We start from the raw sequence: 22,723 nt of genomic DNA, 5'->3' as shown, positions 1-22,723 counted from the left end.
ATGGATCGCGTGGAGACCGCCCATCACGCCGGATCGTTGAACTATCGCTCTGGGTGGTCGCGCTGGCGACTTACGCGCCCCGCCCCTCGGCCGATCGCAGGCGCCTTCTGCATCCCGGATGGCCAACCTGCGGGATCGGGACGCCCGCCCGTGACGTGGGTCGGCTATGTCGTCGGACGCGAAACTTTCTCGGCTCGAAGGCACAATCTTGCATCTCGCGGTTTGAAGTCGCTCGAAACCGTCTTGCAGGAAGCCCGTCATGAACAGCGACACGATCATCGGCCACGACAAGAATTTCACCGGCCAGGTCAAGGAGGTTGCCGGCAAGGCGCTCGGCGACGAGCAGCTTCAGGCTTCGGGTGTCGCGGATCAGTTCTCCGGAACGATCCAGACAGCTTACGGAAAGGCACGCGATTTTGCCCGCAAACGCCCCTTCGCGGCCGCCGCTCTCGGCGTCGTTGCGGGTGTCGCACTTCTGAATACGCTGCGCGGCAAATAGCAGTTGTACCGCCCCCCGAACCGGGAATGACGCTGTCATCGGCCATGCACGATGTGCTGATCGTCGGTGCCGGGCCCGCCGGCCTGACGGCCGCAATCTATCTCAGCCGGTTTCACCTGTCTGTCGCGGTCATCGATGCCGGCGACAGCCGCGCCGCATTGATCCCGCGAACGCGCAATCATCCCGGTTATCCGGGAGGGGTCCGTGGGACCGAATTGCTGCAGCGGATGCGCCTTCAAGCGTCGGAGTTCGGCGTTCAGATCCATTCGGGGGTGGTGGAAAGACTTGAGCGAGACGGCGAGGCATTCGTTGGGAGCCTGGTCGACGGACAGGTGCGGGCCAGATCCGTCCTCCTCGCGACGGGCGTGGTCAATAACCGCCCCCGGATGCGCGACGACCTCCACCACGAAGCCCTCGAGCGCGGGCTGATCCGATATTGCCCGATCTGTGACGGGTATGAGGTCACCGACCGGAGGGTCGGTGTGATCGGAACACAGACGCACGGGTACAAGGAAGCGGTGTTTCTTCGCATGTATTCGCGGGACGTGACGTTGGTTGCGCCGAATGCCGGCCATGCACTTGGCATCGGGGAACGCCGGCACCTCGGCGAGCTCGGCGTTGTGCTGGTCGATGGGCCCTGCGATCCGCTCGAACTGGCCGAGGCCTCCATCCTCGTATCAACGCCGTCCGGTCTCCTCACCTTCGACACCATCTACCCCGCTTTGGGGTCCGTCATCCGCTCGGAGCTCGCCATCTCGCTTGGCGCGGAGGCCACCGAGGATGGCTGCCTTGTCATCGACCCTCATCAGCGCACGACGGTCGCCGGCCTGTACGCAGCGGGTGATGTCGCCAAAGGGCTCGACCAGATCAGCCATGCGATGGGTGAGGCGGCCGTCGCGGCCACTGCGATACGGAATGATCTCGCGACCCGTCGGGACCTTGCGCGGTAGCAGCGAGGTGGCTGCCGGACCCGCGCCACAAGGCATCAAGACGCCGCGCCACCACCCGATGCGGGAAGCGACAGTGTCACGCAAAGCCCACCCAAGTCGGAGGCTCGTTGCAGCTCGAGCCCACCGCCATTCAGTTCCGCCAGTTCCTGGGCGATCGGGAGACCGAATCCATGCCCGTCACCACGCTCGTCCAGCCGCCGGCCGGGCATCAGCGCCTCGTCGATGGCAGCGAGCGAGAGACCCGGCCCGTCGTCCTGGACGATGATCCGAACGATGCTGCCATCGCGGACGGCGTTCAGTTCGATCCTTGAGGCTGCGTGCCTCCAAGCGTTGTCGAGCAGGTTGCCGACCATCTCGTCGAGATCGTGGCGGTCGACCGCTACGGCCACCTCAGGATCGATGCGGACCGTCGCCGTCACTTGTCTATCCGCATGGATGCGGCGCAATGCGAGGAGCAGGTCTGACACCGCGGTCACAAGCCCGCTGCGAAGCCTCTGGCTCCCGCCTGGTGCTGCCGCTCGCGCCCGACCGAGATGATGGCGCACCCGACGGTCGATCTGGGCGACCATTTCGCCCAGTGCGCCGTCAGGATCCCGACCCGGCTCCGAAACCTTCAGGGCGAGCGCGGCGAGCGGCGTCTTCAAACCATGTGCAAGATTGGAGACATGTCGGCGTGCATGGGCCAGACTTTCCTCGTTCTGGTCGATCAGCGCGTTGAGTTCAGCAGCCAACGAGGCAAGCTCGACCGGCTGACCTCCTGGAATGCGCCTGATGCGTCCCTCTCTCACGGCGCCCAGGTCGCGGCGCAAGGCGTGCAGAGGACGAAGCCCGAACCGCAACTGCAGGAGGGTAGCCGCTGCCAAGGCGCACCCCAGTAGGCCCAGCGAGACGAAGAGCGGTTCCATAGCCTCGCGCAACGGCTGCTCTGAAACCCGGCGCGGGCCGGCGGCCGTCAGCAGCACCGGCCCCGCCGAGGTTGAGAGACTGAGTTGTCGAGAATGGACCCGTTGCCCGTGGTTGTCCCGGCCCTCGCCGGGGACCGGTTCGCGATCGCGCTGGCGGCCATGCTCAACTCCCGGTTGAGAGGGATGATGTCTGCGCTCCCGCTCCGGTTCGAAGGTTGCGCCCTGCGACCAATGCCCGGCAGGGCCGTCCACGCGCCAGCCCCACCCGGATCCGGTCTCTTCGAACATGGGGAGATTGATCGTGCGCTTTCGGTCCAGCCGGCCATCGGGCTCGATCGCGCGAGCAAGAATGGCGACCTGTGTGTCCAGCTGCTGGTCGAGGCCGCGGGTGACGAAGCGCTCTAAGACATGCCCGATCGAGACGGCAGCGAACGCCAGCGCTGCGATCGTGGTGAGCGTGGCGACGGCAAGCAACCGCCCGAACAAGGAGCGAGGCACATATTTCACGCGGCGCCGGCCGTCAGCCGATAGCCGCGTCCCCGTACCGTTTCGATCCGATCGGCCCCGATCTTCTTACGAAGCCGGCCGATGATCACCTCGATCGAGTTGGAGTCGACGTCGGCGTCACCTTCATAGACGCGTTCGATGAGATCGGATCGCTCGATCACCACTTCCTTCCGTAGCATCAATGCAGACAGCACACGCCATTCGAACGCCGTCAGCCTCAAGGGCAGACCGTCGAGTTCAAACTGACCGAGCTGGGCATCGAATGATAATGGGCCGCATTCGATGCGCGCGCCCGCATGACCGGCCGCCCGTCGGACCAGCGCGCGCAGGCGCATGACCACTTCCTCGGTCCGAAATGGCTTGGTGATATAATCGTCGGCACCGGCCTTGAAGCCCGCGACCTTTTCGGACCAAGCGTCGCGTGCGGTCAGGATCAACACTGGCAGCGTGCGGCCTTCGGCCCGCCAGTCGCGCAGCACCGAAACGCCATCCCGCTTGGGAAGGCCCAGATCAAGGACCGCCGCATCGTAGAGTTCGGTGGAACCGAGGTGGCCGCCGTCCTCCCCATTGCCCGCGACATCGACCGCGAAATTTTCCGCACGCAGCGCGCGGGCCAGTCCGTCGGCCAAGGCCGGATCATCCTCGACGAGCAATATCCGCACATGCGCTTCCTTCTGGCCCGGAGGTAGCCCGCCAACCCAAACCGAAACTGAACCGCCGGGTTCAGCCAGCGTCGGTCGCGGGCGCCTAGAACAACTCCATCAACATCGTAGGAGACACACAGTGCCCGATATCGAAAACCACGTGGCTGTCGGCAGATGGCGCGGCAAGGCCGCAGCGGCGGTGGCCGGCATCGCCCTTCTCGCCGTCGGTGGCAGCGTAGGGGCGGTTGCCATGCATGCGACGCGCCCATCCGTCGCGATGGCGCCAGCCACCCCTGTCGCCATCCGATCGCTACAGTCGGAACAGATTGTCACGATCAAGGGACAGGTCGCCGAGATCTACGGCAACAAGTTCATCGTGCAGGACCAGAGCGGCCGCGCCCTCGTCGAGACCGGCCGAGAGGGCGAGGACGGAGAGCTCGTCACAAAAGGCGAACTGGTGACGGTGCAGGGCCGGTTCGACGAGGGTTTCGTCCGGGCTGCATTCCTCGTCGGGCCCGACGCAAGGGTGATTGCTCTGGGACCGCTCGGCGGCCCGCATGACGCTCATGACCACCGTCGCCCGCGGCACGGACCGGAGGACGGTCCCGACGCCCCCCCGCCCCCGTCCGACATGGACGGTGATCAGGCGCCGGCTTCGCCGGCTGGCCCAGCCCCGTCCGTGATGCCATCGCGCGGCTAGATCGACCCAATCCGGGGCGGCGCCCAGCCGCCCCGACCGCACATGGTGACACGAGCATTCGAGAGCTTGGCGCCCCATATTGACGGCATGTCTAAAACCCGGGTTCGCGTCATCGATCTGGAAACCACCGGATCTCGTCCGCCTGCGCATGACGTGTGTGAGATCGGCTGGCAGGATGTCGTGCTGGGGGAAGACGGTCTCTGGTCGGTCAATGATGATCGCGGTGCCGTGCTGGTCAATCCCGGTCGCCCGATCCCGGCGGTGACCATGGCCGTGCATCACATTGTCGATGACGATGTCGTGGGAGCGCCGTTCTGGAAGGAGATTGCGCCGTGCGTGCTCAGACCCGAAGGCGGCGCCATCGCTCTGGCCACGCATCGAGCCTCGTTCGAACAGCGCTTCTGTACGCCTCATTTGTCGGGCGGGGCGACATGGATCTGTACATGGAAATGTGCGCTTCGGCTTTGGCCTGATAGTCCCAGTTTTTCCAATCAGGTGCTGCGCTATTGGCGTATGCCGCAGGGCCTTGACCGCGCGACGGGGCTGCCCGTTCACCGCGCCATGCCGGACGCTTATGTCACCGCCCATCATCTTCGCGACATGCTCAACGAAGCGGGTTTGGAGCGACTGATCGAATGGAGCGGCCTACCCGGCCTGCTGCCACGGGTCCCGGCAGGCCCTGATCGCGGGAAATATTGGAGCGAGCTCCACGATGATGTTCTCAGGCGGTTTCTATCCGATCGCGACGAAGACCTCCGTTTTTCAGCGGAGCACGCGTTGCGGAGCAGGCTTGACGACGAGCCCCCGGGGCAGGAGGCGCCCAGGCAGGGCCGGTTGTTTTAGCCGCGCCGTTGTTATGCGCCGAGACGTCGGCTGGATACCGTAGTCGAGCCTGGACTTGCTGTCGGTTCGTGGCTGTAACGACGGCAGCCCCCTCCCCAGCGCGACCTGCAACGGATTCGGCGAGCGTCTTGGGTAGCGACAGAGGCTGGGTGGCGAGCGCGGCTTTTGGGAGCCGAAAGCGTTATGCCAAACGTCCGATCAACAGGCTATGCGGTACCCGCGACCGATGCCTGGAGTTTTCTGGTTCGTTGGCCTCTTGGGATGAAATATTGCGATGGTGACAAATGCGGCGATCAAACACGCCTATGATTTAGCGCGATCGGGGCTGTGTCGCAGCGTTTCGGACATCCTGCGCAGACTGCCCAAAGACGACCGTGTGGCCGTAGAGGCTCATCTCGCAGAGCCGTCCGCTCGGCGCCAGCTCATTCTAGAATGTAGCCACGCCTGGATTTCCAGAGAGTAGAGGCACGACGAAATTCGGACGCACCCGCGTCATCGCAATGGCCTGAGAGGGCCATCTTGTCCCACGACGGACGGGACGTCTTGATCGGGATGGCCCCATCCGTCGATGACAATATGCGGCGCCTTATTTCGTCTTCACGGTCGTGCTGCTGTCGCCATTGGTACTGACAGACGTCTTTTTGACCGTCTGATGAACCGCCGTCTTGTGACCAACCTTTACACCCAGAACCTTCTTCGGCTGCCGGGTTGTGCGCTTTGTGGTGTGGGTCTGCGTCGTTGTCGTCGTGGCAACGCCGTTCGACACGCTGGTATCTGTATCGACCTTGGTCTGGTGTGTGGTTTGCGCCAGCGCCGGACCAGCCGTCAAAAGCGCGGCGCCTGCCACTAGGATGAACGAACTGCGGATGTTTTTCATGACCGGAATGCCTCCGAAGGACCTCAGCCGACCCATCTTTTTGATAGCCGGTGGCGGACCAACTGATGAGAACGCCCGCGGTTCATCGCGGGACGCCTCCGTTGCGAAACGACTGCAGCCGCCACCACAAAAGCCTGCCAGCAGCACGTAACGCCTTCGGCAGATTGATCGTTTGTTGCCGGCCACGCTGTGGTCGGATTGCCGGGATTGCCGGTCCTGTCGCGGAGCGCTAATCCGCCGCTCCGATCGAGCTGACACCGCCCATGGAAAAAGACAAAGCCTACTTTTATCAACGCGCCGAAACCGAGCTGAAACTGGCTCAGCAGGCGGTTCAACCAGCGGTCGTGAAAGCTCATTACCAGCTTGCCGGATATTATCTTGATCGAGTCTACGGCAATGGCGAACAGGCGGATTTGTCAGATCGTCATATTGGGGCGCCCTTGCCCGACGCGCTTCGCAAAAAGGCGGATGGCCTCGCGGCCCAGTTGCGAGCCGCAGGTGTGATCATTGTAGGCCCTTTCGTGGACAGCTAATGGCGAACAGGGTCGTAAGAAGCCAGAACAGGCCATTTGCGATTCAGCCCGCGTCTTGCAAATTCTGCCTCTCGTTCATCTTCAAATTGTGGCGCTGCGACCAAGCCGACAATTTTTAACTCAGGCAGAGAGCAGGCGCGCAACCGACTGGGGGGCCGCCCTCCGCTGGACGCGGACAAATCTCGATCCATTGCTTAAGAGATTTGCACCTTCGACACGGGAGCGCATAGCAGAAATGCTATCACTGAGCTCGTCGAAGTTTGGCAGTAAGGCTTTCCATTTTTGCCCGAACGTTCATGGGCGTAATGTGATCCAGCACCAGCGAAAATCTCTTTCAGCGTCGCTTTATGTGTCTTGGCCTGCGCGACATTCACCTTGCCGAAAAAGCTGCTCAGAGTCTCTATTTGACCGCGGCCTCTAATCATCGTCTGATGATTAAGATGCCCAGACACTAGGGTGGTCCCATTTTCTCTGCCGTCCGTGGCGCCTCTGTTTGGACAGGAGGCAGAGAGATAACAACATCGACTCGTCGGTTCTTGGCTCGGCCTTCGGGATCGTCTGTCCCATCGAGATGAGCGTTCGGAGCAATCGGTCGGGTTTCGCCAAGGGCTACGACATCGATCCGATCGGGGCGTACCCCCTTCCCGACAAGATAGGCGCCGACGGCTTCGGCCCGTTTCCTGGAGGCAGCGAGATTGTCGGCATCGGCACCGCGCGTATCGCTGTGCCCGCGTAGCGTGATCGGACCGCCCGCCAGAAAAGCGGGGCTGACGAGCGCGCCATCCAGCACCGCACGCCCGGCGTCGTCCAGCTTTAGACCGGATGCGCCGAACGAGACGACCGCATCCAGCGGCAGGATCGGCGGCGCCGGCTCGGGCGCGACGATCTCGGGGCGAAGGATCGATTTATGCGCCTCTGCCACGATCACAGGCACCTCCTGGGGCACGACGTCATCGACTCCGGTTTGCGCGTTCGCGACCCGTGCCGATGGCTCCGTTTCGTTCCGAACCGACGATGGAGAGCATCCCGCCAAGCATCCTATCGTCGCGATCCATGCTGTTCGATTGCGCATCATACGGTTTCTCCTGTCCCTCCCCGCCCGCTCGTGCCGCTCGGCGGGACGTAGGAAATGATCGTGTCGCCAAGTTGTGGCGTCGGCCGGCTGGCATGCGAGAAGAAGCGAAGGCCGCCTCCCTTCCGGATCAGCAGCAGCATATCCGCCTCATCGGGCAGATCCGCTTTCACGGCGCCGAAATCGAATTGCTCGGTCACGCGGGTCTTCCGGAAAACCCAACCCTGCCGCTCCCGCGCGACAATCTCTTCCACGCCGTGCCCGCTTTCGAAAAGCGCGCGACCTCTCAAAGATGCCGGCAAGGCGCGGACATCCTCTTCATCCGATCCGCTGCCGAGCTGATAGACGTTGTCGCGACCGACCTCCGGCGCGAATTCGTTGCAGACCAGGGCATTATAAGCCTCGTTATCGGTCGTCGCGGCCAGTATCTCGAATTGCGACAGGTCCAGCCGATCCTCGGTCGCCTCGGCCAGTATCTCGCCATGGTAGGTCGGGATGCCGGCGTTGCGGGCCGGCGACAGCCTCTGCCAGCTCGTGTCGCAGACGGTGACCGGGACATCGAGCTGGCGCAGCTGGCCGGCCAGCGCAAGGCTCCACGACGTGCTTCCCACGATCAGCAGGCCACGCTCGGTCGCGCCGGTTACCTTCAGCAGGCGCGCGACGGGCCCTATCGAGAAGCCGTGCGCCACAATCGTCGCGACGACGACCGAGAAGGACAAAGTGACAAGGATCGACCCGTCACTATAGCCGAGATGGTCGAGCCGCAGCGCGAACAGACCCGAGATCGCCACCGCCACGATGCCGCGTGGCGCGATCCAAGCGATCAGCAGCCGCTCGTTCCAGGGGACGCGCGTGAATGCGAGGCTGAGCAGCACCGTCGCCGGCCGGACCAGCAGCAGAAGCGCCGCCAGGAATGCGAGAAAGCGCCATTCGAAATGCTGGATCACCTCGAGGTTGAGCGAGGCCGACAGCAGCACGAACACGCCCGAGATCAGCAGAACGGTGACATTCTCCTTGAAGGGGTGGATATCGCGCAACGAATCCAGCTGCATGTTGGCCAGCGCGACGCCCATCACGGTTACTGCCAGCAGACCCGTTTCCTGCTGGATCAAATTCGAAATCACGAACGCGCCGATCACCGCCACGAGCAGGACCGGCGCCTTCAGATATTCCGGCACATGGCCGCGCGGAAAAGCCCAGCCGACCGCCTTGGCGGACAGCCAGCCGATCAGCCCGGCGACGATGCTGGCCGCCAGCAGCGACATCGCCACGCTCGCCAGCGTGCCGCCCTCCCCCACCCGACGCAAATATTCGTAGGTCACCACGCCGCACAGCGCACCGATGGGATCGTTAACGATCGCTTCCCATTTCAGGATCGCCCTGGGCCGCGCAGCGATGTTGCTTTGCCGCAGCAACGGCAAGACCACCGTCGGCCCCGTCACCACCATGATGCCCGCAAACAGGATGGCGACCGGCCACACCAGACCGCCGACATAATAGCAGGCGAGTGCGCCTAGCACCCAACCGATCGGCACGCCTAGCACGAGCAGCCGCGTGACCGCGCCATCCGTGCGGCGCAGCTCGCGCAGATTGAGGCTGAGACCGCCTTCGAACAGTATCAGCGCGACTGCGATGGAGACGACCGGCTCGAGCAGGGCGCCGAACGTCTGCTTGGGAACGATCAGGCCGGTGACGGGCCCGGCTACGACCCCGGCCACCAGCATCAGTGCGATCGCCGGCCAACCCGTCCGCCAGGCGATCCACTGTGCGCCGATGCCGAGTGCGCCGATCAGCGCGATAACGAGGGCTTGTTGCTCCATCCGCGGGCGTTAGCCGTCCGATTTCTCAGGCGAAAGCGAACGAAGGGCCGAATTGCACCGGGAGCGGGATGGAAGGTGGCCGGCTTCTGTCGAAGCCATCTGGGGCATGGCAGCCCCAGTTGGCTGCAGCGCCCACTCCTCGCGTGCGGCTCAGACGATCGGAGACAGCTTGGCAGGCACCATGTCGCCATCCCCGCTCGGCTCTGCCGACGTCGAGATGTACACTTCCGTTTTACCGCTGGTCGCTGGTTCATTCAGTCCCGCCGCCGCATCGAGGCTCGCTACTTCGATCCACATGTCACTGTCTTCCGGTCGGAACGAAGTTCCGATCCGGCCGCTTAATCGCGATCCAGAAATAAAGGGGCTTCATGAAACGGATTGTCGCAAGCCTGATGCTTTTCGCTGGCTCGCCCGCGCTCTCCGAGGAGCTCAAACTCCGCGAACTGTGCAGTGAACGGCCAGGCCTGAACACACCTGCTTGCACCGTCGATCCGGGCCACCTTCAGATCGAATTGGGGCTGGGCGACTGGACGATGAACCGCCAGTCCGACCAACGAGAAGACCGAATAGAGACAGGCCAGATGCTGCTCCGCTACGGTGTCGGCGCGACTACAGAGGTGCGGTTCGGATGGACGGCTTATGGCCATGTTCGTAACCGTGATCGAGACACGGGCGAAATTGATCGTAGCGGCGGGATTGGCGACGTCACGCTCAGCCTGAAGCAGAACCTACGTCATCCCGCTGAGGGGCGAACGGGGCTGGCGATCGCATTGCTTCCTTACGCGACCTTACCAGCTGGCCGGAAGGATGTCGGCGACGGCGACTGGGGCGGCGGACTGATCGTCCCGGCCAGTTATAAGTTCGACGACACGGTCTCGCTGGAATTCAGCCCTGAAGTGCAGGCCGCCGTGAACGAGAGCGGCTCAGGGCGCCATTTCGCCTATGGATCGGCGATGGGCGTCCAGGTCCACCTCAACGAACACATGCGCCTGACCCCGGAGCTTCAGTTCGTGCGCGACAATGATCCGGAACACCATGTGACGATGAGCAACGCGGCATTGTCCTTCGACGTACAGCCCGCCAAGATGACTCAGCTGGATGTTCAGGCTGTCGCCGGTCTCAACCGGAACACGCCCGACGTTGAACTGTCGTTCGGTGTCACTCATAAATTTTGAAGTTCAAAGGTCGAACAAGGCCCTGGCCAGATGCGTCGGTCTGACAGCATGCCCCCTCCCCCATGCTTGAATTGGCAGAAGAGCTTGTGTGCCTGTCTCGTGGAACCCCTCGGTTGGGCGAAAGTTCGCAGCCTATGAAACGATCCACTATCATCGCTTTGGCGGGTATCGGCTTCGCCGGCGTAATCGGTATCCGACATTGGTCGCGGCTCGGCCCGGTGGGAAACCCCAAGGTTCCTCGCCCCGCCAAGCCCGTCGATCTCAATCGATATGTTGGACTTTGGTACGAGCTGGCGCGGTATGAGAACCGGTTCGAGAAGGACTGCGATTACGTCACTGCCCGCTACACTCTCCGTGATGATGGGCTCGTCGATGTCTTGAATGCCTCCCGTGGGGCAGGCGGTGCGATAAAATCGATCAAAGGCCGCGCGAAACGGATTGAGGGCAGCCATGGCGCCCGGCTCAAGGTTTCGTTCTTTGGCCCCTTTTATGTCGGCGATTATTGGATCCTCGATCGTGCCGACGATTATTCCTGGTCGATCGTCGGTGAGCCATCGGGTCGCTATCTATGGCTGCTGAGCCGTAACGATCATCCGTCTTTGGAAATGCGAGACGCGATCTTCGAGAGAACTCGCCAACTGGGCTATGACCTTTCGCTTCTGCGCATGACACGCCAGTCCTGACCGACTGATCCCATCAGGTCTCTGAGACATTGTCCCCGTCCCTAACAAGCAGAGGCGCCCCGACGCTGTTCCGCTCGATTGATGATGGTGGTTCTAGTGCGGCCAGCGAGACGCAATCTCGTAGAGGCCGATGGCCACTTCAAAAGCGATCAGCCCGATAACGGACAGTTCGAGACGCAACGAGCGCTTGTCCTGAACCAGGTCAAGCAACCACTCGGCAGAATCGCCGAGCATCTCGAGCTTACGCTCGATGGTGCGCGTGCGGTCGCCTAGCTCGTATTCGGCCTCGAGGCGTCCGTAGAGACGGTCGAGCTCCGGATGCTCCCAGAGCAGATCCGGCTTCTCGCCGATGCGGGCGCGACCGACGACACGATGCTGGGCGGACAGGACGCTGCCGATCTGGCGCATGATTTGACGGATGGGGAGGTGAGCGCGACCGTGCTCCCGCATTTCAGTGAGAAGCGGCTCGATCCGGTCGAAAGCGTCTTCGATGCGCATCTCGTCTCGCGCCAGGACCACGGAGCGCGCAAGAACCGTAGCGGCGAGCAGCAGCCGCTCGGGCGTCGCCTCTCGCAGCCGGATGCGTCCATCGGCGGATACGGTCTCCTCGCCGTCGTCACGTAGTTCGATGCGTGCCGTTTCGATCTCGGGGCTGGCCGGCGGATCGACGGCATGCGGCGCGACATGCGCCAGGATCCGCGCCTCTTCCGCGGGCGTTGCGCCGACGAGGACGACGGCACCGTAGCGGAAGACGAAGGCCCCCGCGCCCTGCAGCTCAACCGTCTCAGGATCGCCGAATCCGGCAAGCGAGCGCATGTCGATGCGCGTGCCCAGAAGATGTGCACGCATCTCGATCTGGTCGCCGCGTCCGGGCAGTGGGGCGACGAGCGCCTCTGGCACGCCAGTCGGACGCAGGGCCTGCGTGTCGGTCACGAGCATAGTCTCCTTCGTCAAGCCGCCATGCTCCCACTATGCAGCACAACCACACAGCAGTCGGCGGCGACGTTTCGCTGTCAGCGGCCTGACGCTTTCAAGAAAAGGTCTGAGGCCGAATACATAACGCACGTCATTCCGCGATGTCCCCTTGTAGCGAGCTGCATCGCCGGACTTCGCTTGGTTCCGATCGATCGCACCCGCGGTCCAGTCTAAAGCCGCCGTACGGGCGCTGGTTCGCCGACGCCTCGGCATTACGGTCGGCAAAGCCCAAAGCCGGTGATGAAATCCGTCTCGCCAACTTTCCAACATCGAGCACCGGTTCATCTCTATTTATTGCGGCGGTCCCCCTGATGGACGGGCTGCCTGAATGTCGCGCGATCGTGGAAACAGATCCCCTGTCTCCGGCGATGCCGGCCGATGACTTCTTGCTCTACCGGATGTTGGGAAACGACGAAAATCGCGTCGTATAGTCAGTTATCCGACCGGATACGTAAGGAATATCAAAAAGTTGCATGGTTAAAAAAACATTAATGCTTTGACGGACTTAGCGCGATGGCTCAAGTCCCGAGCGCCGGGGAGGCGTATCAAGAGGGAAACCCCAATGAAGCGACTTCACCTGGCAGCCGCCAGCGCCCTGACTCTGCTCGCATCCCTGCCAAGCCAAGCAGCCGTGGTCAGTCTGGCAACAGATGTGGACCTGTCGTCCGGCCCATACACGGTCAACATCGGTTCCGATGCAAGCTATACGTTCAGCTACAGCCCGAACGGGCTCAGCACCGTCGCGGTGTCGATGACGGGCACCGGGGAAGTCTACGGCAATGGTTTCTTCTCACCCAACAGCCCGGACCCGCTGCAGATCGACGTTCTGGTTCCGGACCAGCTGTCGCTCGGTCAGTTCTTCCAGCAGACCGGCACGCAATCCATCCCTTACTCGGCCAGCCTGTCCTCGATCGCGCTGCGTTTCATGACCGGCGGGCAGACCTATTATGGCTATGCCCAGGCAGGCGGCTCCAGCCTCGTTCAATTTGCTTACAACGATACGCCGCTCGGCTCGATTTCGACGGGAGAACTTCCGGCGTCAGTGCCCGAGCCGGCGACATGGGCGATGCTCGTCGTGGGCTTCGGTCTGACCGGGGGAGCGCTCCGCCGTCGCAGATTGTCGATCGTCCGTCCCGCATGAGCGACAGGCCGGATTTCGTGGGAGCGTGATCCGGCCACACCCCGTCCGAACGTTGGATGCTTGCTGCCCGTAAGCTTCGCAACGGTGACAAGGCCAAACCTGCCGTTCAGATCGGCACCGAATGACTGGGAAAGCGGACGCCTGTTCATTTCCAGCATGGCCACTTTCAAATATCCCGGCCCGCCTGCCATACGCCTCGATTGAGCACCGAAGCCCACGGTCCCCTACGCAGCAAAACGCTTTCGACCCCGCTCGACCGTCATGCGATGCGTCGCTGCGACGGTGGCGTTCCGGGTCTTGATCGTCTCCATGAACTGCCATTCCCCGGTGACAGCGGCCGGCGTGACGTCGATCATCATATATCCGCGCCGGCTCGTATCGGCCCAGCGCAGCTCGGGAGAGGCGGCGGCCAGATGCCGTGCGACCAGCCCGGCATCCGGCGTGAAGATCTTCTCCAGCCCGTTCGAGGTGACGCTATGTCCCCCGAACTCGACGCCGGCGGGCCTGCCGTCTTCGGCGAGGTCGAAAGCCCAGGCATTGTGGCTGTCGCCGGTCAACATGACGAGGTTCGCATCGGCCGCCTGCGCCGACCGGAGGAAACGTGAGCGCGCGGCCGGATAGCCGCCCCAATTATCGAACAGGGAGGGCATGCCGAGCGAATGCGCGGTGGCCGCAACCCGGATCGCATTGACGACAGCAGCGGGCGCGTTGGGCGCCAGCCAACCCAGCGCCTTCTCCGACATGAGGACCGAGCCCACGTTCGTGCCCATCCCGACCAGCTGCCACGTCGTCTCGCGTGCATCGGCCTTGAGCCGATGGGCCATCCAGCTTTCCTGGACGGATCCCAGGAGGGTCCCGGACGGAGCGGCCCAGGCGCCGTCGCGATAGGCCTTGAGCGCCGCGCCAGGATCGCCGCCCGCCATGAGATCGTCGGGCTCCGGATGCCACGTACGCGCGAGCAGGCGCGATTCTGTGCGGTAGATCGTCGCCAGATCCCCGATCCGATAGGCCTTCCACGGCTCGTCCGAAACCGGCATCCACTCCCGATAGACCTGCATCGCCGCGCTCTTGCGTGCGTCCCAGCTGCCTTCGGTCGCCGGCTGATGATTGTTGGCACCCCCCTCCCAACTGTTGTCGGCCACCTCGTGATCATCCCACAGCGCGATCATCGGCGCGGTCTGGTGCAGCTGCTGCAGATCGGGATCGGCGCGGTAGCTTGCATAACGGAGCCGATAGTCGGCGAGGCTGATCGGCTCGTAGGCCGGCTCCATCTGCCGCGGCGGACGCGAGGGGCCGCCCTCGTAAATATAATCGCCGACATGAAACCAGAGATCCAGGTCAGTGCGGCGTGCGGCATGGCCGTAGGCGTTGAACCAGCCCACCGGCGCGTTCGAACAGGAGAAGACCGCGACACCAAAACGCGGGACGCGCCCGACCGGCAGCGTGCGTGTCCGCCCGACCGGTGATTTGGTGCCGTCGGACGCGATGAAGCGGTAGAAATAGGTCGTTCCCGGCTTGAGGCCGTCGATCAGCAGCTTGGCCGTCCAGTCGCGGTAAGCACCGGTCTGCACGGCCCCGCCCCCGACGATGCGGGCGAACTGCGGATCCAGCGCAATCTCCGCGTCCAGACTGACCGGGTGATCGCCGGCCGCAGCGACATAGCGGGTCCACAGCAGGATTGAGTCCTGGCCAGGCTCCCCGCTCGCGACGTTGTGGGTAAAACCCGTCGCGAAGGAGGTGGCCAAAAGCCGCGACGGAAGCAGCAGCCCACCGAGCGCAAGCCCGGTGCCGGCGATGAAAGTCCGGCGATCGATATCCAGCGTCATCACAATTCTACCTTCCGAGGCCTGCGCGCGCGGCCAAGCATATCCAGGAAAGAATGTGCGGCCGGACGATAGCGCCCGGCCGCAGCGCCTTGGTCAGGCTATCGAATCTTGGCCTTCAACGAGGCGAAGAAGTAGCGCCCGATCGCGTCGTATCGGCCGCTCCCGCCGGACTCGAGCCCGGGGAAGATAGGCGGCTCGACGTTGAAGACGTTGTTGACGCCGACGCCGAAACTCAGCCCGTCATTGATCCGATAGATGACGGAGATGTCGTTGTAGGTCCGCGACGGAATGCGGTTCTGGTCGACATATTCGACCGACACCGCGTCTGGATAGTAAAGCGCAGCGCTGATGAAGCGTGTGTCCACGGCGGCGCTGAATTTGCCGACGTCGTAGCTGACGGTGAGGAACCCTTTGAAGCGGGGGTCGGTATAGCCGCCATCATAGGCCACATCGCCGGCGGCGATGCCCGGCGTGGTCTGCACCAGCCGTTCGAGCAGATAGGTGCCCTTGAAGGTGATGCCGAGCTCGCCCGGGCCCATCCTGCGACGATAATCCGCGCCAAAATCGATACCGCGTGCCCGCATCCGCGATGCGTTCAGCTGATTGGTGCGGACCTGCGTGACCTTGCCGTCGGGCCCACGCGTGACCTGGCGGCACAGAGGATTGTCGATGCTGGGCAGATCGACGCAGAGATTGAGCGTGTTCAGATAGCTATATTGGGTGATCACGTTCTTGATATCGATGTTCCAATAATCGGCCGTGATGCTGAAGCCGGGAAGGAAACGCGGCTGCAGCACCGCGCCGAGCGTCAGGCTGTTCGACGTTTCGGGCTTCAGGTCCGGATTGCCGCCCGCGGTGACCGTCAGCGCATCCGAATAGACGCCAGGAAGCGGCGTCTTGATGCCGAGCGCCGCGCAATTGGCGGCGCGCGTCGCCGAATTGCTGTAGCGCCCCAGGCCGCACGGATCGAGGATCGAGCCGGTCACGGACACGGTCTGCGGATTGTACAACTCGCCGAAATTGGGCGCGCGGACGCTGCGTGAGCGCACCCCGCGGAAGGTCAGCCCCGCGATGGGCGACCAGGTCGCGCCGCCTTTCCAGGTGTCGGTGCCGCCGAACGTGTTATAGTTCGAGTAGCGATAGGCGCCCTCGATCTCCAGCCGATGCGCAAATGGCAGATCGCGGAGCAGCGGCGCGACCAGCTCACCATACACTTCCGAAACGCTGAACGAGGCGTCGAGCGCCGGATGGCTGTCCAGCTGGCCCGGACCGATCAGCTCGTTGCCGAGGGCGGCGGCGGAATCGCGGGTGACCAGCGACTCCCGGCGATGCTCGCCCCCAAGAGAGAAGGAAAGGTCGCCATAGGGCAAGGCGAAGAGCTTGCCGGTCAGGCCAGCGCCGTAGATACGCTGCGTGTTGACGCGCTTCTCCATCCGTCCGCCGGTGATGTAGGCGAGTTGCGCCGGCGTGACGGTTTCGGTGCCGAAGATATCGAAGGGGATGCATCCGGCCGCCCGCGCGGCCGCATCGCGACAGACGGGCTGGCCGGTGGCCGGATCGGCGATCGCGTCGCGCGCAGCCTTCCAGTGCGAAAGATAGGGGTAGTTGGAGGCCTCAACATTGTCGCGCGATCGGCCATATTGATAGAAGGCATTCCACTTGAAACGGCCGGCGATGCCGCCGTCGAGCCCGCTGTAGAGATTGATGCTCTGCCGCTCGTGGATTTCCTGCTTCTTCGGCACATTGCTATAGGCGCGATCGATGCCGAGCTTCGTCAGGCCGTTCGCCACCATGAACTGGCGGACCGCTGCCGGCAAATACGGATTGTCCAGATAAGCGACCGCGCCGCCCGCGCCATTCATCCAGACGGTACGGCTGTCGTCGCGGTAGGTCTCGGCGCGGTTGACGCTCTTGCTCTCGCCATAATCGATCCGCCCCGTGTAGCGGATGGCATCAGTCAGATCGTAGCTGAACCGCGAGATAGCGGAGAAGGTGTCGAGCTGCTGCGCGATCATGTATCCGCGCGTGCTGTTGTTGGGATAGGTCGTGCCCCCCGTCCCGCCACCGAACTCGCCGGTCAGATACTGCGTGTCGTAAGTGCCCTTCACCAGCGACCCGTTCTGATAAAGATACGAGTTGCCGCCATAATAAAAGGTCGGCACCGGCGAGATGTAGATGCCGGCATAGTTGCGGATCAGGAGCTGGTCCGGAATGCCGTCGTTCGGGCCGGTATTCTTCGGGTTGGCGAGGTAGATCGAGAAGTTGCGGGCGAAGGATCGATCCGCGTCCGCCAACTCCGGGCTCTTGGTGTAGGTTCCGCCGATGATGAAGGAGCCGCGACCATCGTCGAACGTCCCGCCACCGACGAGGGAGACGGTCAGGCGCCGCATGTCGCCGTAGGTCGAGACACCGTTCTGAGCCGATATCTCCAGGCCCTTATAGTCGCGCTTGGTGATGACATTGACCGCGCCGGTGACGGCGTCCGCGCCGTAGATGGCGGCGGCGCCGCCCGTGACGACCTCGATCCGCTCGATCATGCCGCCGGGGATCATGCTGAGGTCGACGGCGGAAGACTGCGCCGAACCCGAGACGCGCCGCATGCCGTCGATGAGCGTGAGACTGCGGTTCGTGCCCAGATTGCGGAGCGACACGGTCGATATGCCGGCATCCCAGCTCTGCCCGAAGGAACTCGTCGGGCCGATACCCACGCCAACGCTCGGTTCGCGCATCAGGGCATCATAGGCCGTCGTCCGGCCGAAGCGCTCCGCCTGGGCGATGTTGACGACGCTGACCGGCATGGCCGATTCCAGCTCGGGACGGGCGATGCGGGAGCCCGTCACGACGACCTCGTCGTCCGGGACAGATGCGAGCGCGGGCTCTTCCGGCGCATGTGAGGCCATCGCCGGTTCGCTCTTCCTCCGGGGGCCGGTGGCCGACGGCGCTGGGCTTGGTCCCTGGACGATCAGGAAGGTTCCGCCACGCTTCTGATAGGTGAGACCCGTGCCATGAAGGAGCTGGGCCAGGGCGGCCTCGGCATCGGCCGCCGCACGGACGGCCGGCGCCTGCCTGCCCCGCAGCAACGCGGGATCAGCCAGGATCTCGACATTCGCCGCACGGGACAGCGCATCGAGCGAGGCGGACAGGGTTGCGGACGGCAGGGACAATCCGGCGCGAGGCTGGGCATGGGCGGCGCCTGGCATGATGCCGAGCGCCAGAGCGAGCGCCGCGACGCTTGCGCGAAGCGGGCTTTTGGACATGAACACGGTGAGATCCCCCCTTAATGATCGGTAACGGTCAGGGGGAAAGCCGCCGCCGGGGACGAAATCTTACGAACTTTTTTTGCGGTCTCACATATTTTCCGACGGCGCCGCCCCGGCGGCGGAAATCAGGATTTCACCGTCACGCCGACGGACCGTGAAGTGATGGATGATCGACAAATTCTCGATCTGACGGTCCGGATCGGTCAGCCGGATGCGGCCGCTCACCTTCAGCCCGGCAAGCTTCGCGCTGGCGATCCGGATCGGCAGCGGCGACACGCTTTCCAGATCATCGAGGACCTGCTGCAGCGGTGCGTCCCGATAGTCGGCCCATTCGCTGCGCCAGCGAGCCACCCCGCGTCGGGGACTCACATCGACAGTGCGCTGCAGGTTCCGCGCGGACAGGATGGCTGCCTGATTGGCCGTCAGTTCGATCGGCGTGGCGAACCAGCGATCGCGGCCAAACCGGACATGCCCCTCCTCCACGGTCACGCGCAGCATTTCCGGTTTCGAAGCGACTTCGAACCGCGTGCCCAGCACCGTGATCGCGCCGTCACCGGCGGTAATGTGGAAAGGCCGGTCGGGATTTCGCGCGACATTGGCGAACAGGGTCCCGCGCGTCAGCTCGACGTCCCGGCGACGGCCGACATAGCGGACACGGACTTCGGCGCCGCCGGCCAGCGTCAGCCGCGTGCCGTCCTCGAGAACGACCTCGCGGATCGCATGGTCCGCCGCCACATAAGTACGGGGCACCGTGAGGGATAGCTCGAGCATCGGCCAGGCCTGATAACCTCCGACCGCGGCGACCATGACGGCGAGGCCGCCCGCCAACGCCGCGCGCCGCGACCGACGGCGGCGCACGATGGCCGTGAGCGCCTCGTCCACCTGCGGAGCGGCGATGCGCCCCCACATCGTGTCGAACAGCGGCCCCCGCTGTGGATCGCCCGCCACCCATCGGTCGAAGTCGTCCTTGTCGAACGGCTCGTCGCCCATGCGCCGGGCGACCCACTGGGCCGCCTGCCACTCGACCGTGTTATCCTCAGAGAGTTCCGCCACGTTTCTCGATCTTCTCAAGCGTCCGGTGCAGATCAAGCACGGCGCGAGCTATATGCGCATCCACTGCGCCGGGGGAGATGCCGAGCGCTTCCGCCACCTCGCGGGCAGATTGCCGTTCCAGCCGACGGCGAAAGAATACCTCGCGGCGCAGGCGCGGCATTCCCTTGACCACACCGACGATGATCTCGAGCAGCTGGCGCTGCTCCAATTGCTGTTGGGCGCTCGCCGCCTGGCACGGAAGATCGTCGGACAGCTCCACATCGCGCGAGCGGCGGCGGCGGCGATAATAATCCCGCGCGAGATCGAGCGAGATCCGACGCAGCAGCCCGCTCACGCTGGTGACCGCGATCCCGGATTTCGCCTGATACAGGAAGAACTTCGCGATCGCTTCCTGGACGATGTCCTCGCGAACGGCGGGGTCGTCCACCCGCCGGCCGACGTAACGCAGCAGATCGACGCGATTGGCGCCCCATTCCGAATTGTCGATACGCATCCCGCACGCGCCTTAGAGCCGCTCTTTGACACAATGGTTGCAGCTCGCACGATCGGCTAAGGCGTTTGAGGGTCTCGCTTTCTCGACGTTTTCTCAGACGTGGCCTCGCTGTCCATGCGTTCTCCTGGCTCCCGGAACGGATTTAAAACTTTTCGGAAGCATCGGGCCGGAGGACCGGTTTTCGGTCGCGCGGCGTTGCTGCAACGTTCCTTGGAACAGGACCTTTGCAAAAGACGTCCCGATTCAAACCAACCCGTCGATGGCCTTCAAGGGCTGCAGCACGATGTCAGCGACGGCCGACACCCCGACCTTGAAGGCGACCTGATATTCCGGGTCGGCGATCATGTCCTTGAACGCCGATCGGCGCGGATACTGGACGAGTGCGACGGCATCCCATCCCTGGCCGGCCCCTTCGGTGAGAACCGCCAGGCCATCGCCGCCGAACAGGATCCTGGCACCGAACCGGGCAAGAACCGGCTTGGCCATATTCAGATAGTCCAGATATCGATCGCGACCGCCGTCTGGCTGAAACCGGATGAGGTTCAGCATCACGACGGGCGTCTCGTCCTGTTCGGTCAGGAACGCCTCGAGGGCAGCAAGCGACAACGCGACCATTCATCTTCCCTTCGATCCGGCACCCAACTCAAGGGGCTCGCGCCATCTCGTAGTCGGCCGGCGTGTCAGAAACTGTCAGGAGCGAGCGCCAGTCGCGATCCTGCTGCTGCCAGTGAGCGATGATCGATCTGCGTCGCCCGGGATAGCGCTGTTCTGAGACGGACCGCACCTGCAGGCGGTCGACGCGGAAATGACGGAAGGCCGATCTTTGTTCGCACCACGCTGCCAGAACGCGCACATCGTCGAAATAGACAATGACGATCGGCCAAACGGTGCGATCCGATGGTACGCCCTGAGCATCTTCATAGTGGATCTCGACCTTGCGCTGCCGCCGGATGGCATCCCGCAACATTGCACCCTGTGGCGGGTCCACACGCTCGGACGCAGAGGCTGCCGCCGCAAGCGCCGGCGTGTCATCGCCTGTCGCGATACTGTTGCTCCTGGCGGACAGGACTTTCGCCAAAGCACTTTCGCTGGATTGTGCAAGGGCAGGATCAGCGCGTTGCTGCACCCAACCGAGACCGAGGATGAGGGCATCCATCTCATCGACCGAAAATGCGAGCTCCGGGAGGAAGAATCCGGGTCTCAGGCAATAGCCGATGCCCGCTTCGCCCTCGATAGCGGCCCCGACACCCCGCAACGTCTCGATGTCCCGGTAGATGCTCCGCTGCGAGACACCCAGTTCGCCCGCCAGATCGAGAGCTGTGACAGGCCTCCTGCGCGCGCGAAGAATAGCGATCAGCTCAAAAAGTCGGTTCGTCTTCGGCATACGCACATTAGCCTTTCGACCAGCGCTCGTACAACGATGCGCAAATTTCCATCACTACCCATGCCGCGCTGGTTCGCTCGACTAGCAAGAATAGGTTCGGTAGCGTGCGGTCATAAATTCGGTAGCGGATATCGGAAGGGTCAAGGCGGTGCACCCGCCACCAAGCGCGCTCGAAATTCAGCGTGGTCAGCCGCGCGCACGCCAAAGCCCTCCATCGTCGGGAATATGCCATGAAGACGCCAATCTCGATCGCGATCCTTTCCTTGATCCTCGCTACTTCTCCTGCGGCCGCACGTGATCGATGGGTACCAGCGCAGGCGCAAGCATGGTACGATAAGCAGCCTTGGCTCGTCGGCGCCAATTACTTGCCGGCGACTGCCATCAACCAACTCGAAATGTGGCAAGCTGACACGTTCGATCCCGCCCGGATCGATCTGGAACTGGGCTGGGCGGAGAAGATGGGCATGAACACGATGCGCGTGTTCCTCCACGATCAACTCTGGGCGCAGGATCGGGAGGGGTTCAAGGCACGTCTCGACACCTTTCTGGCCATTGCCGCCAAGCATCATATCAAGCCGCTGCTGGTCCTGTTCGATAGCTGCTGGGATCCGGCGCCAAAGCTCGGCCCCCAGCATCCGCCGATTCCGGGTGTTCACAATTCGGGCTGGGTGCAGTCGCCCGGCATTGCGGCCCTGCAGGATAGCGCACAGCACCCCCGGCTGAGGGCCTATGTGGAGGGCGTGATCGGGGCCTTTGCCAAGGACGAGCGCATCCTAGGCTGGGATCTTTGGAACGAACCCGACAATCCCGCCGAACAATATCGGGGCCAGCCGAAGAACAAGGCCGACCTCGTGACCGCGTTGCTACCTCACGTGTTCGCCTGGGCGCGGTCAGTCGATCCAAGCCAGCCCCTCACCAGCGGCCTTTGGACGGGCATGACCTGGGCACCGACCGACACGCACCGGCCGATCGAAGCGGTCCAGTTGGCCCAGTCCGATATCCTTTCCTTCCACGATTATGGTTGGCCGGAATCGATCGAGAAACGAATTGCCATGCTGGAGGGCTATGATCGGCCGATCCTTTGCACCGAATATATGGCGCGCGGTGCAGGCTCGACCTTCGACGGATCGCTGCCGATCGGCAAAGCCCACAAGGTCGGTATGATCAATTGGGGCTTCGTCGATGGCAAGGAGCAGACGCGCCTGCCGTGGGACAGCTGGAAACGACCTTATGTGCTGGAGGAACCAACCCTGTGGTTTCACGATGTTCTGCATACTGACGGTACGCCCTATCGCCCGGCCGAAGTAAAGCTGATCACGACACTCTCGCGTGGAGGCGGGTAAGGCGGGACAGGGGCTTGGTGGGACGCAATCCACCCGCCGG

Annotated in this window: 22 protein-coding genes; 9 read left to right on the top strand and 13 right to left on the bottom strand. The window is 63.4% G+C overall.

Features of this window, described 5'->3' with window-relative positions; all coding sequences use genetic code 11:
- The first annotated feature begins 259 nt into the window (after positions 1 to 259).
- Positions 260 to 499, top strand: a complete 240-nt coding sequence (locus tag HL653_RS17625) for a CsbD family protein (protein ID WP_171745671.1) — start codon at positions 260 to 262, stop codon at positions 497 to 499.
- Positions 500 to 525: 26 nt separating this feature from the next.
- Positions 526 to 1,449, top strand: coding sequence for an NAD(P)/FAD-dependent oxidoreductase (locus tag HL653_RS17620; protein WP_253717007.1), 924 nt, complete (start codon positions 526 to 528; stop codon positions 1,447 to 1,449).
- A gap of 35 nt (positions 1,450 to 1,484) precedes the next feature.
- Here the strand turns inward: HL653_RS17620 and HL653_RS17615 are convergent, their stop codons facing one another.
- On the bottom strand, positions 1,485 to 2,861 hold the full coding sequence (locus tag HL653_RS17615; protein WP_171745670.1) for a HAMP domain-containing sensor histidine kinase: 1,377 nt from the start codon (positions 2,859 to 2,861) through the stop codon (positions 1,485 to 1,487).
- Positions 2,858 to 3,523, bottom strand: a complete 666-nt coding sequence (locus HL653_RS17610; protein ID WP_171745669.1) for a response regulator transcription factor — start codon at positions 3,521 to 3,523, stop codon at positions 2,858 to 2,860. The genes HL653_RS17615 and HL653_RS17610 overlap by 4 nt, the downstream gene beginning before the upstream one ends.
- Positions 3,524 to 3,644: 121 nt before the next feature.
- Here HL653_RS17610 and HL653_RS17605 point away from each other — a divergent pair, with 121 nt between their 5' ends.
- Positions 3,645 to 4,205 (top strand): hypothetical protein, encoded by a 561-nt coding sequence (locus HL653_RS17605; RefSeq protein WP_171745668.1) that lies wholly within the window; start codon positions 3,645 to 3,647, stop codon positions 4,203 to 4,205.
- 87 nt (positions 4,206 to 4,292) lie between these two features.
- The gene (locus HL653_RS17600; protein ID WP_216600045.1) at positions 4,293 to 5,048 is read left to right on the top strand and encodes an exonuclease domain-containing protein; all 756 of its coding nucleotides are present in this window, start codon (positions 4,293 to 4,295) and stop codon (positions 5,046 to 5,048) included.
- Between the two features lie 586 nt (positions 5,049 to 5,634).
- On the opposite strand, the gene HL653_RS17595 is transcribed toward HL653_RS17600, so the two are convergent.
- Complete coding sequence (locus tag HL653_RS17595; protein WP_171745666.1) at positions 5,635 to 5,925, bottom strand: hypothetical protein; 291 nt, start codon at positions 5,923 to 5,925, stop codon at positions 5,635 to 5,637.
- Between the two features lie 263 nt (positions 5,926 to 6,188).
- Here HL653_RS17595 and HL653_RS17590 point away from each other — a divergent pair, with 263 nt between their 5' ends.
- The gene (locus HL653_RS17590) at positions 6,189 to 6,458 is read left to right on the top strand and encodes a hypothetical protein (RefSeq protein ID WP_171742673.1); all 270 of its coding nucleotides are present in this window, start codon (positions 6,189 to 6,191) and stop codon (positions 6,456 to 6,458) included.
- Between the two features lie 451 nt (positions 6,459 to 6,909).
- Here HL653_RS17590 and HL653_RS17585 read toward each other — a convergent pair whose 3' ends face one another.
- From HL653_RS17585 to HL653_RS17575, 3 genes are all read right to left on the bottom strand, one after another.
- The gene (locus tag HL653_RS17585) at positions 6,910 to 7,404 is read right to left on the bottom strand and encodes an OmpA family protein (protein WP_253717005.1); all 495 of its coding nucleotides are present in this window, start codon (positions 7,402 to 7,404) and stop codon (positions 6,910 to 6,912) included.
- A gap of 125 nt (positions 7,405 to 7,529) precedes the next feature.
- Positions 7,530 to 9,350, bottom strand: a complete 1,821-nt coding sequence (locus HL653_RS17580) for a sodium:proton antiporter (protein ID WP_171745665.1) — start codon at positions 9,348 to 9,350, stop codon at positions 7,530 to 7,532.
- Between the two features lie 150 nt (positions 9,351 to 9,500).
- On the bottom strand, positions 9,501 to 9,647 hold the full coding sequence (locus HL653_RS17575) for a hypothetical protein (RefSeq protein WP_171745664.1): 147 nt from the start codon (positions 9,645 to 9,647) through the stop codon (positions 9,501 to 9,503).
- Between the two features lie 71 nt (positions 9,648 to 9,718).
- Between HL653_RS17575 and HL653_RS17570 the strand changes: the two genes are divergently transcribed.
- Both HL653_RS17570 and HL653_RS17565 read left to right on the top strand, forming a co-directional pair.
- A complete protein-coding gene (locus HL653_RS17570; RefSeq protein WP_171745663.1) occupies positions 9,719 to 10,525 on the top strand; it encodes a transporter in 807 nt (268 codons plus the stop codon).
- 134 nt (positions 10,526 to 10,659) lie between these two features.
- Positions 10,660 to 11,208 carry a lipocalin family protein gene (locus tag HL653_RS17565; RefSeq protein WP_171745662.1) on the top strand — a complete coding sequence of 183 codons (549 nt, stop codon included), beginning with the start codon at positions 10,660 to 10,662 and terminating at the stop codon, positions 11,206 to 11,208.
- A 93-nt stretch (positions 11,209 to 11,301) separates the two neighbouring features.
- On the opposite strand, the gene HL653_RS17560 is transcribed toward HL653_RS17565, so the two are convergent.
- A complete protein-coding gene (locus HL653_RS17560) occupies positions 11,302 to 12,141 on the bottom strand; it encodes an RMD1 family protein (protein ID WP_253717004.1) in 840 nt (279 codons plus the stop codon).
- Between the two features lie 604 nt (positions 12,142 to 12,745).
- Between HL653_RS17560 and HL653_RS17555 the strand changes: the two genes are divergently transcribed.
- Positions 12,746 to 13,324: a PEPxxWA-CTERM sorting domain-containing protein gene (locus HL653_RS17555; protein WP_171745660.1), complete on the top strand. Its 579-nt coding sequence runs from the start codon at positions 12,746 to 12,748 to the stop codon at positions 13,322 to 13,324.
- A 224-nt stretch (positions 13,325 to 13,548) separates the two neighbouring features.
- Here the strand turns inward: HL653_RS17555 and HL653_RS17550 are convergent, their stop codons facing one another.
- The 6 genes from HL653_RS17550 to HL653_RS17525 all read right to left on the bottom strand — a co-directional run bounded on the left by HL653_RS17550 (position 13,549) and on the right by HL653_RS17525 (position 21,340).
- Positions 13,549 to 15,150, bottom strand: a complete 1,602-nt coding sequence (locus HL653_RS17550; RefSeq protein WP_171745659.1) for an alkaline phosphatase — start codon at positions 15,148 to 15,150, stop codon at positions 13,549 to 13,551.
- Positions 15,151 to 15,248: 98 nt separating this feature from the next.
- Positions 15,249 to 18,407 carry a TonB-dependent siderophore receptor gene (locus HL653_RS17545; protein WP_253718129.1) on the bottom strand — a complete coding sequence of 1,053 codons (3,159 nt, stop codon included), beginning with the start codon at positions 18,405 to 18,407 and terminating at the stop codon, positions 15,249 to 15,251.
- Between the two features lie 90 nt (positions 18,408 to 18,497).
- Positions 18,498 to 19,463: a FecR family protein gene (locus HL653_RS17540; RefSeq protein ID WP_171745657.1), complete on the bottom strand. Its 966-nt coding sequence runs from the start codon at positions 19,461 to 19,463 to the stop codon at positions 18,498 to 18,500.
- Positions 19,447 to 19,890, bottom strand: coding sequence for an RNA polymerase sigma factor (locus HL653_RS17535; protein WP_171745656.1), 444 nt, complete (start codon positions 19,888 to 19,890; stop codon positions 19,447 to 19,449). The genes HL653_RS17540 and HL653_RS17535 overlap by 17 nt, the downstream gene beginning before the upstream one ends.
- 309 nt (positions 19,891 to 20,199) lie before the next feature.
- Positions 20,200 to 20,571 carry a DUF1330 domain-containing protein gene (locus tag HL653_RS17530; RefSeq protein ID WP_171745655.1) on the bottom strand — a complete coding sequence of 124 codons (372 nt, stop codon included), beginning with the start codon at positions 20,569 to 20,571 and terminating at the stop codon, positions 20,200 to 20,202.
- A 28-nt stretch (positions 20,572 to 20,599) separates the two neighbouring features.
- Positions 20,600 to 21,340, bottom strand: a complete 741-nt coding sequence (locus tag HL653_RS17525; RefSeq protein WP_171745654.1) for a YafY family protein — start codon at positions 21,338 to 21,340, stop codon at positions 20,600 to 20,602.
- A 230-nt stretch (positions 21,341 to 21,570) separates the two neighbouring features.
- Here HL653_RS17525 and HL653_RS17520 point away from each other — a divergent pair, with 230 nt between their 5' ends.
- Positions 21,571 to 22,683, top strand: a complete 1,113-nt coding sequence (locus HL653_RS17520) for a cellulase family glycosylhydrolase (protein ID WP_171745653.1) — start codon at positions 21,571 to 21,573, stop codon at positions 22,681 to 22,683.
- The last annotated feature ends 40 nt before the right edge of the window (positions 22,684 to 22,723 follow it).

It is taken from the genome of Sphingomonas sp. AP4-R1 (genome assembly GCF_013113735.1).
GTDB lineage: Bacteria > Pseudomonadota > Alphaproteobacteria > Sphingomonadales > Sphingomonadaceae > Sphingomonas_I.
This window is presented reverse-complemented; position numbering and strand designations above follow the sequence as displayed.

Coding starts and splice junctions, on each gene's coding strand:
- HL653_RS17625 (WP_171745671.1), top strand. CDS start 260: ATGAACAGCGACACGATCATCGGCCACGACAAGAATTTCACCGGCCAG.
- HL653_RS17620 (WP_253717007.1), top strand. CDS start 526: ATGACGCTGTCATCGGCCATGCACGATGTGCTGATCGTCGGTGCCGGG.
- HL653_RS17600 (WP_216600045.1), top strand. CDS start 4,293: ATGTCTAAAACCCGGGTTCGCGTCATCGATCTGGAAACCACCGGATCT.
- HL653_RS17595 (WP_171745666.1), bottom strand. CDS start 5,925: ATGAAAAACATCCGCAGTTCGTTCATCCTAGTGGCAGGCGCCGCGCTT.
- HL653_RS17590 (WP_171742673.1), top strand. CDS start 6,189: ATGGAAAAAGACAAAGCCTACTTTTATCAACGCGCCGAAACCGAGCTG.
- HL653_RS17580 (WP_171745665.1), bottom strand. CDS start 9,350: ATGGAGCAACAAGCCCTCGTTATCGCGCTGATCGGCGCACTCGGCATC.
- HL653_RS17575 (WP_171745664.1), bottom strand. CDS start 9,647: ATGTGGATCGAAGTAGCGAGCCTCGATGCGGCGGCGGGACTGAATGAA.
- HL653_RS17570 (WP_171745663.1), top strand. CDS start 9,719: ATGAAACGGATTGTCGCAAGCCTGATGCTTTTCGCTGGCTCGCCCGCG.
- HL653_RS17565 (WP_171745662.1), top strand. CDS start 10,660: ATGAAACGATCCACTATCATCGCTTTGGCGGGTATCGGCTTCGCCGGC.
- HL653_RS17555 (WP_171745660.1), top strand. CDS start 12,746: ATGAAGCGACTTCACCTGGCAGCCGCCAGCGCCCTGACTCTGCTCGCA.
- HL653_RS17550 (WP_171745659.1), bottom strand. CDS start 15,150: ATGACGCTGGATATCGATCGCCGGACTTTCATCGCCGGCACCGGGCTT.
- HL653_RS17545 (WP_253718129.1), bottom strand. CDS start 18,407: ATGTCCAAAAGCCCGCTTCGCGCAAGCGTCGCGGCGCTCGCTCTGGCG.
- HL653_RS17530 (WP_171745655.1), bottom strand. CDS start 20,571: ATGGTCGCGTTGTCGCTTGCTGCCCTCGAGGCGTTCCTGACCGAACAG.
- HL653_RS17525 (WP_171745654.1), bottom strand. CDS start 21,340: ATGCCGAAGACGAACCGACTTTTTGAGCTGATCGCTATTCTTCGCGCG.
- HL653_RS17520 (WP_171745653.1), top strand. CDS start 21,571: ATGAAGACGCCAATCTCGATCGCGATCCTTTCCTTGATCCTCGCTACT.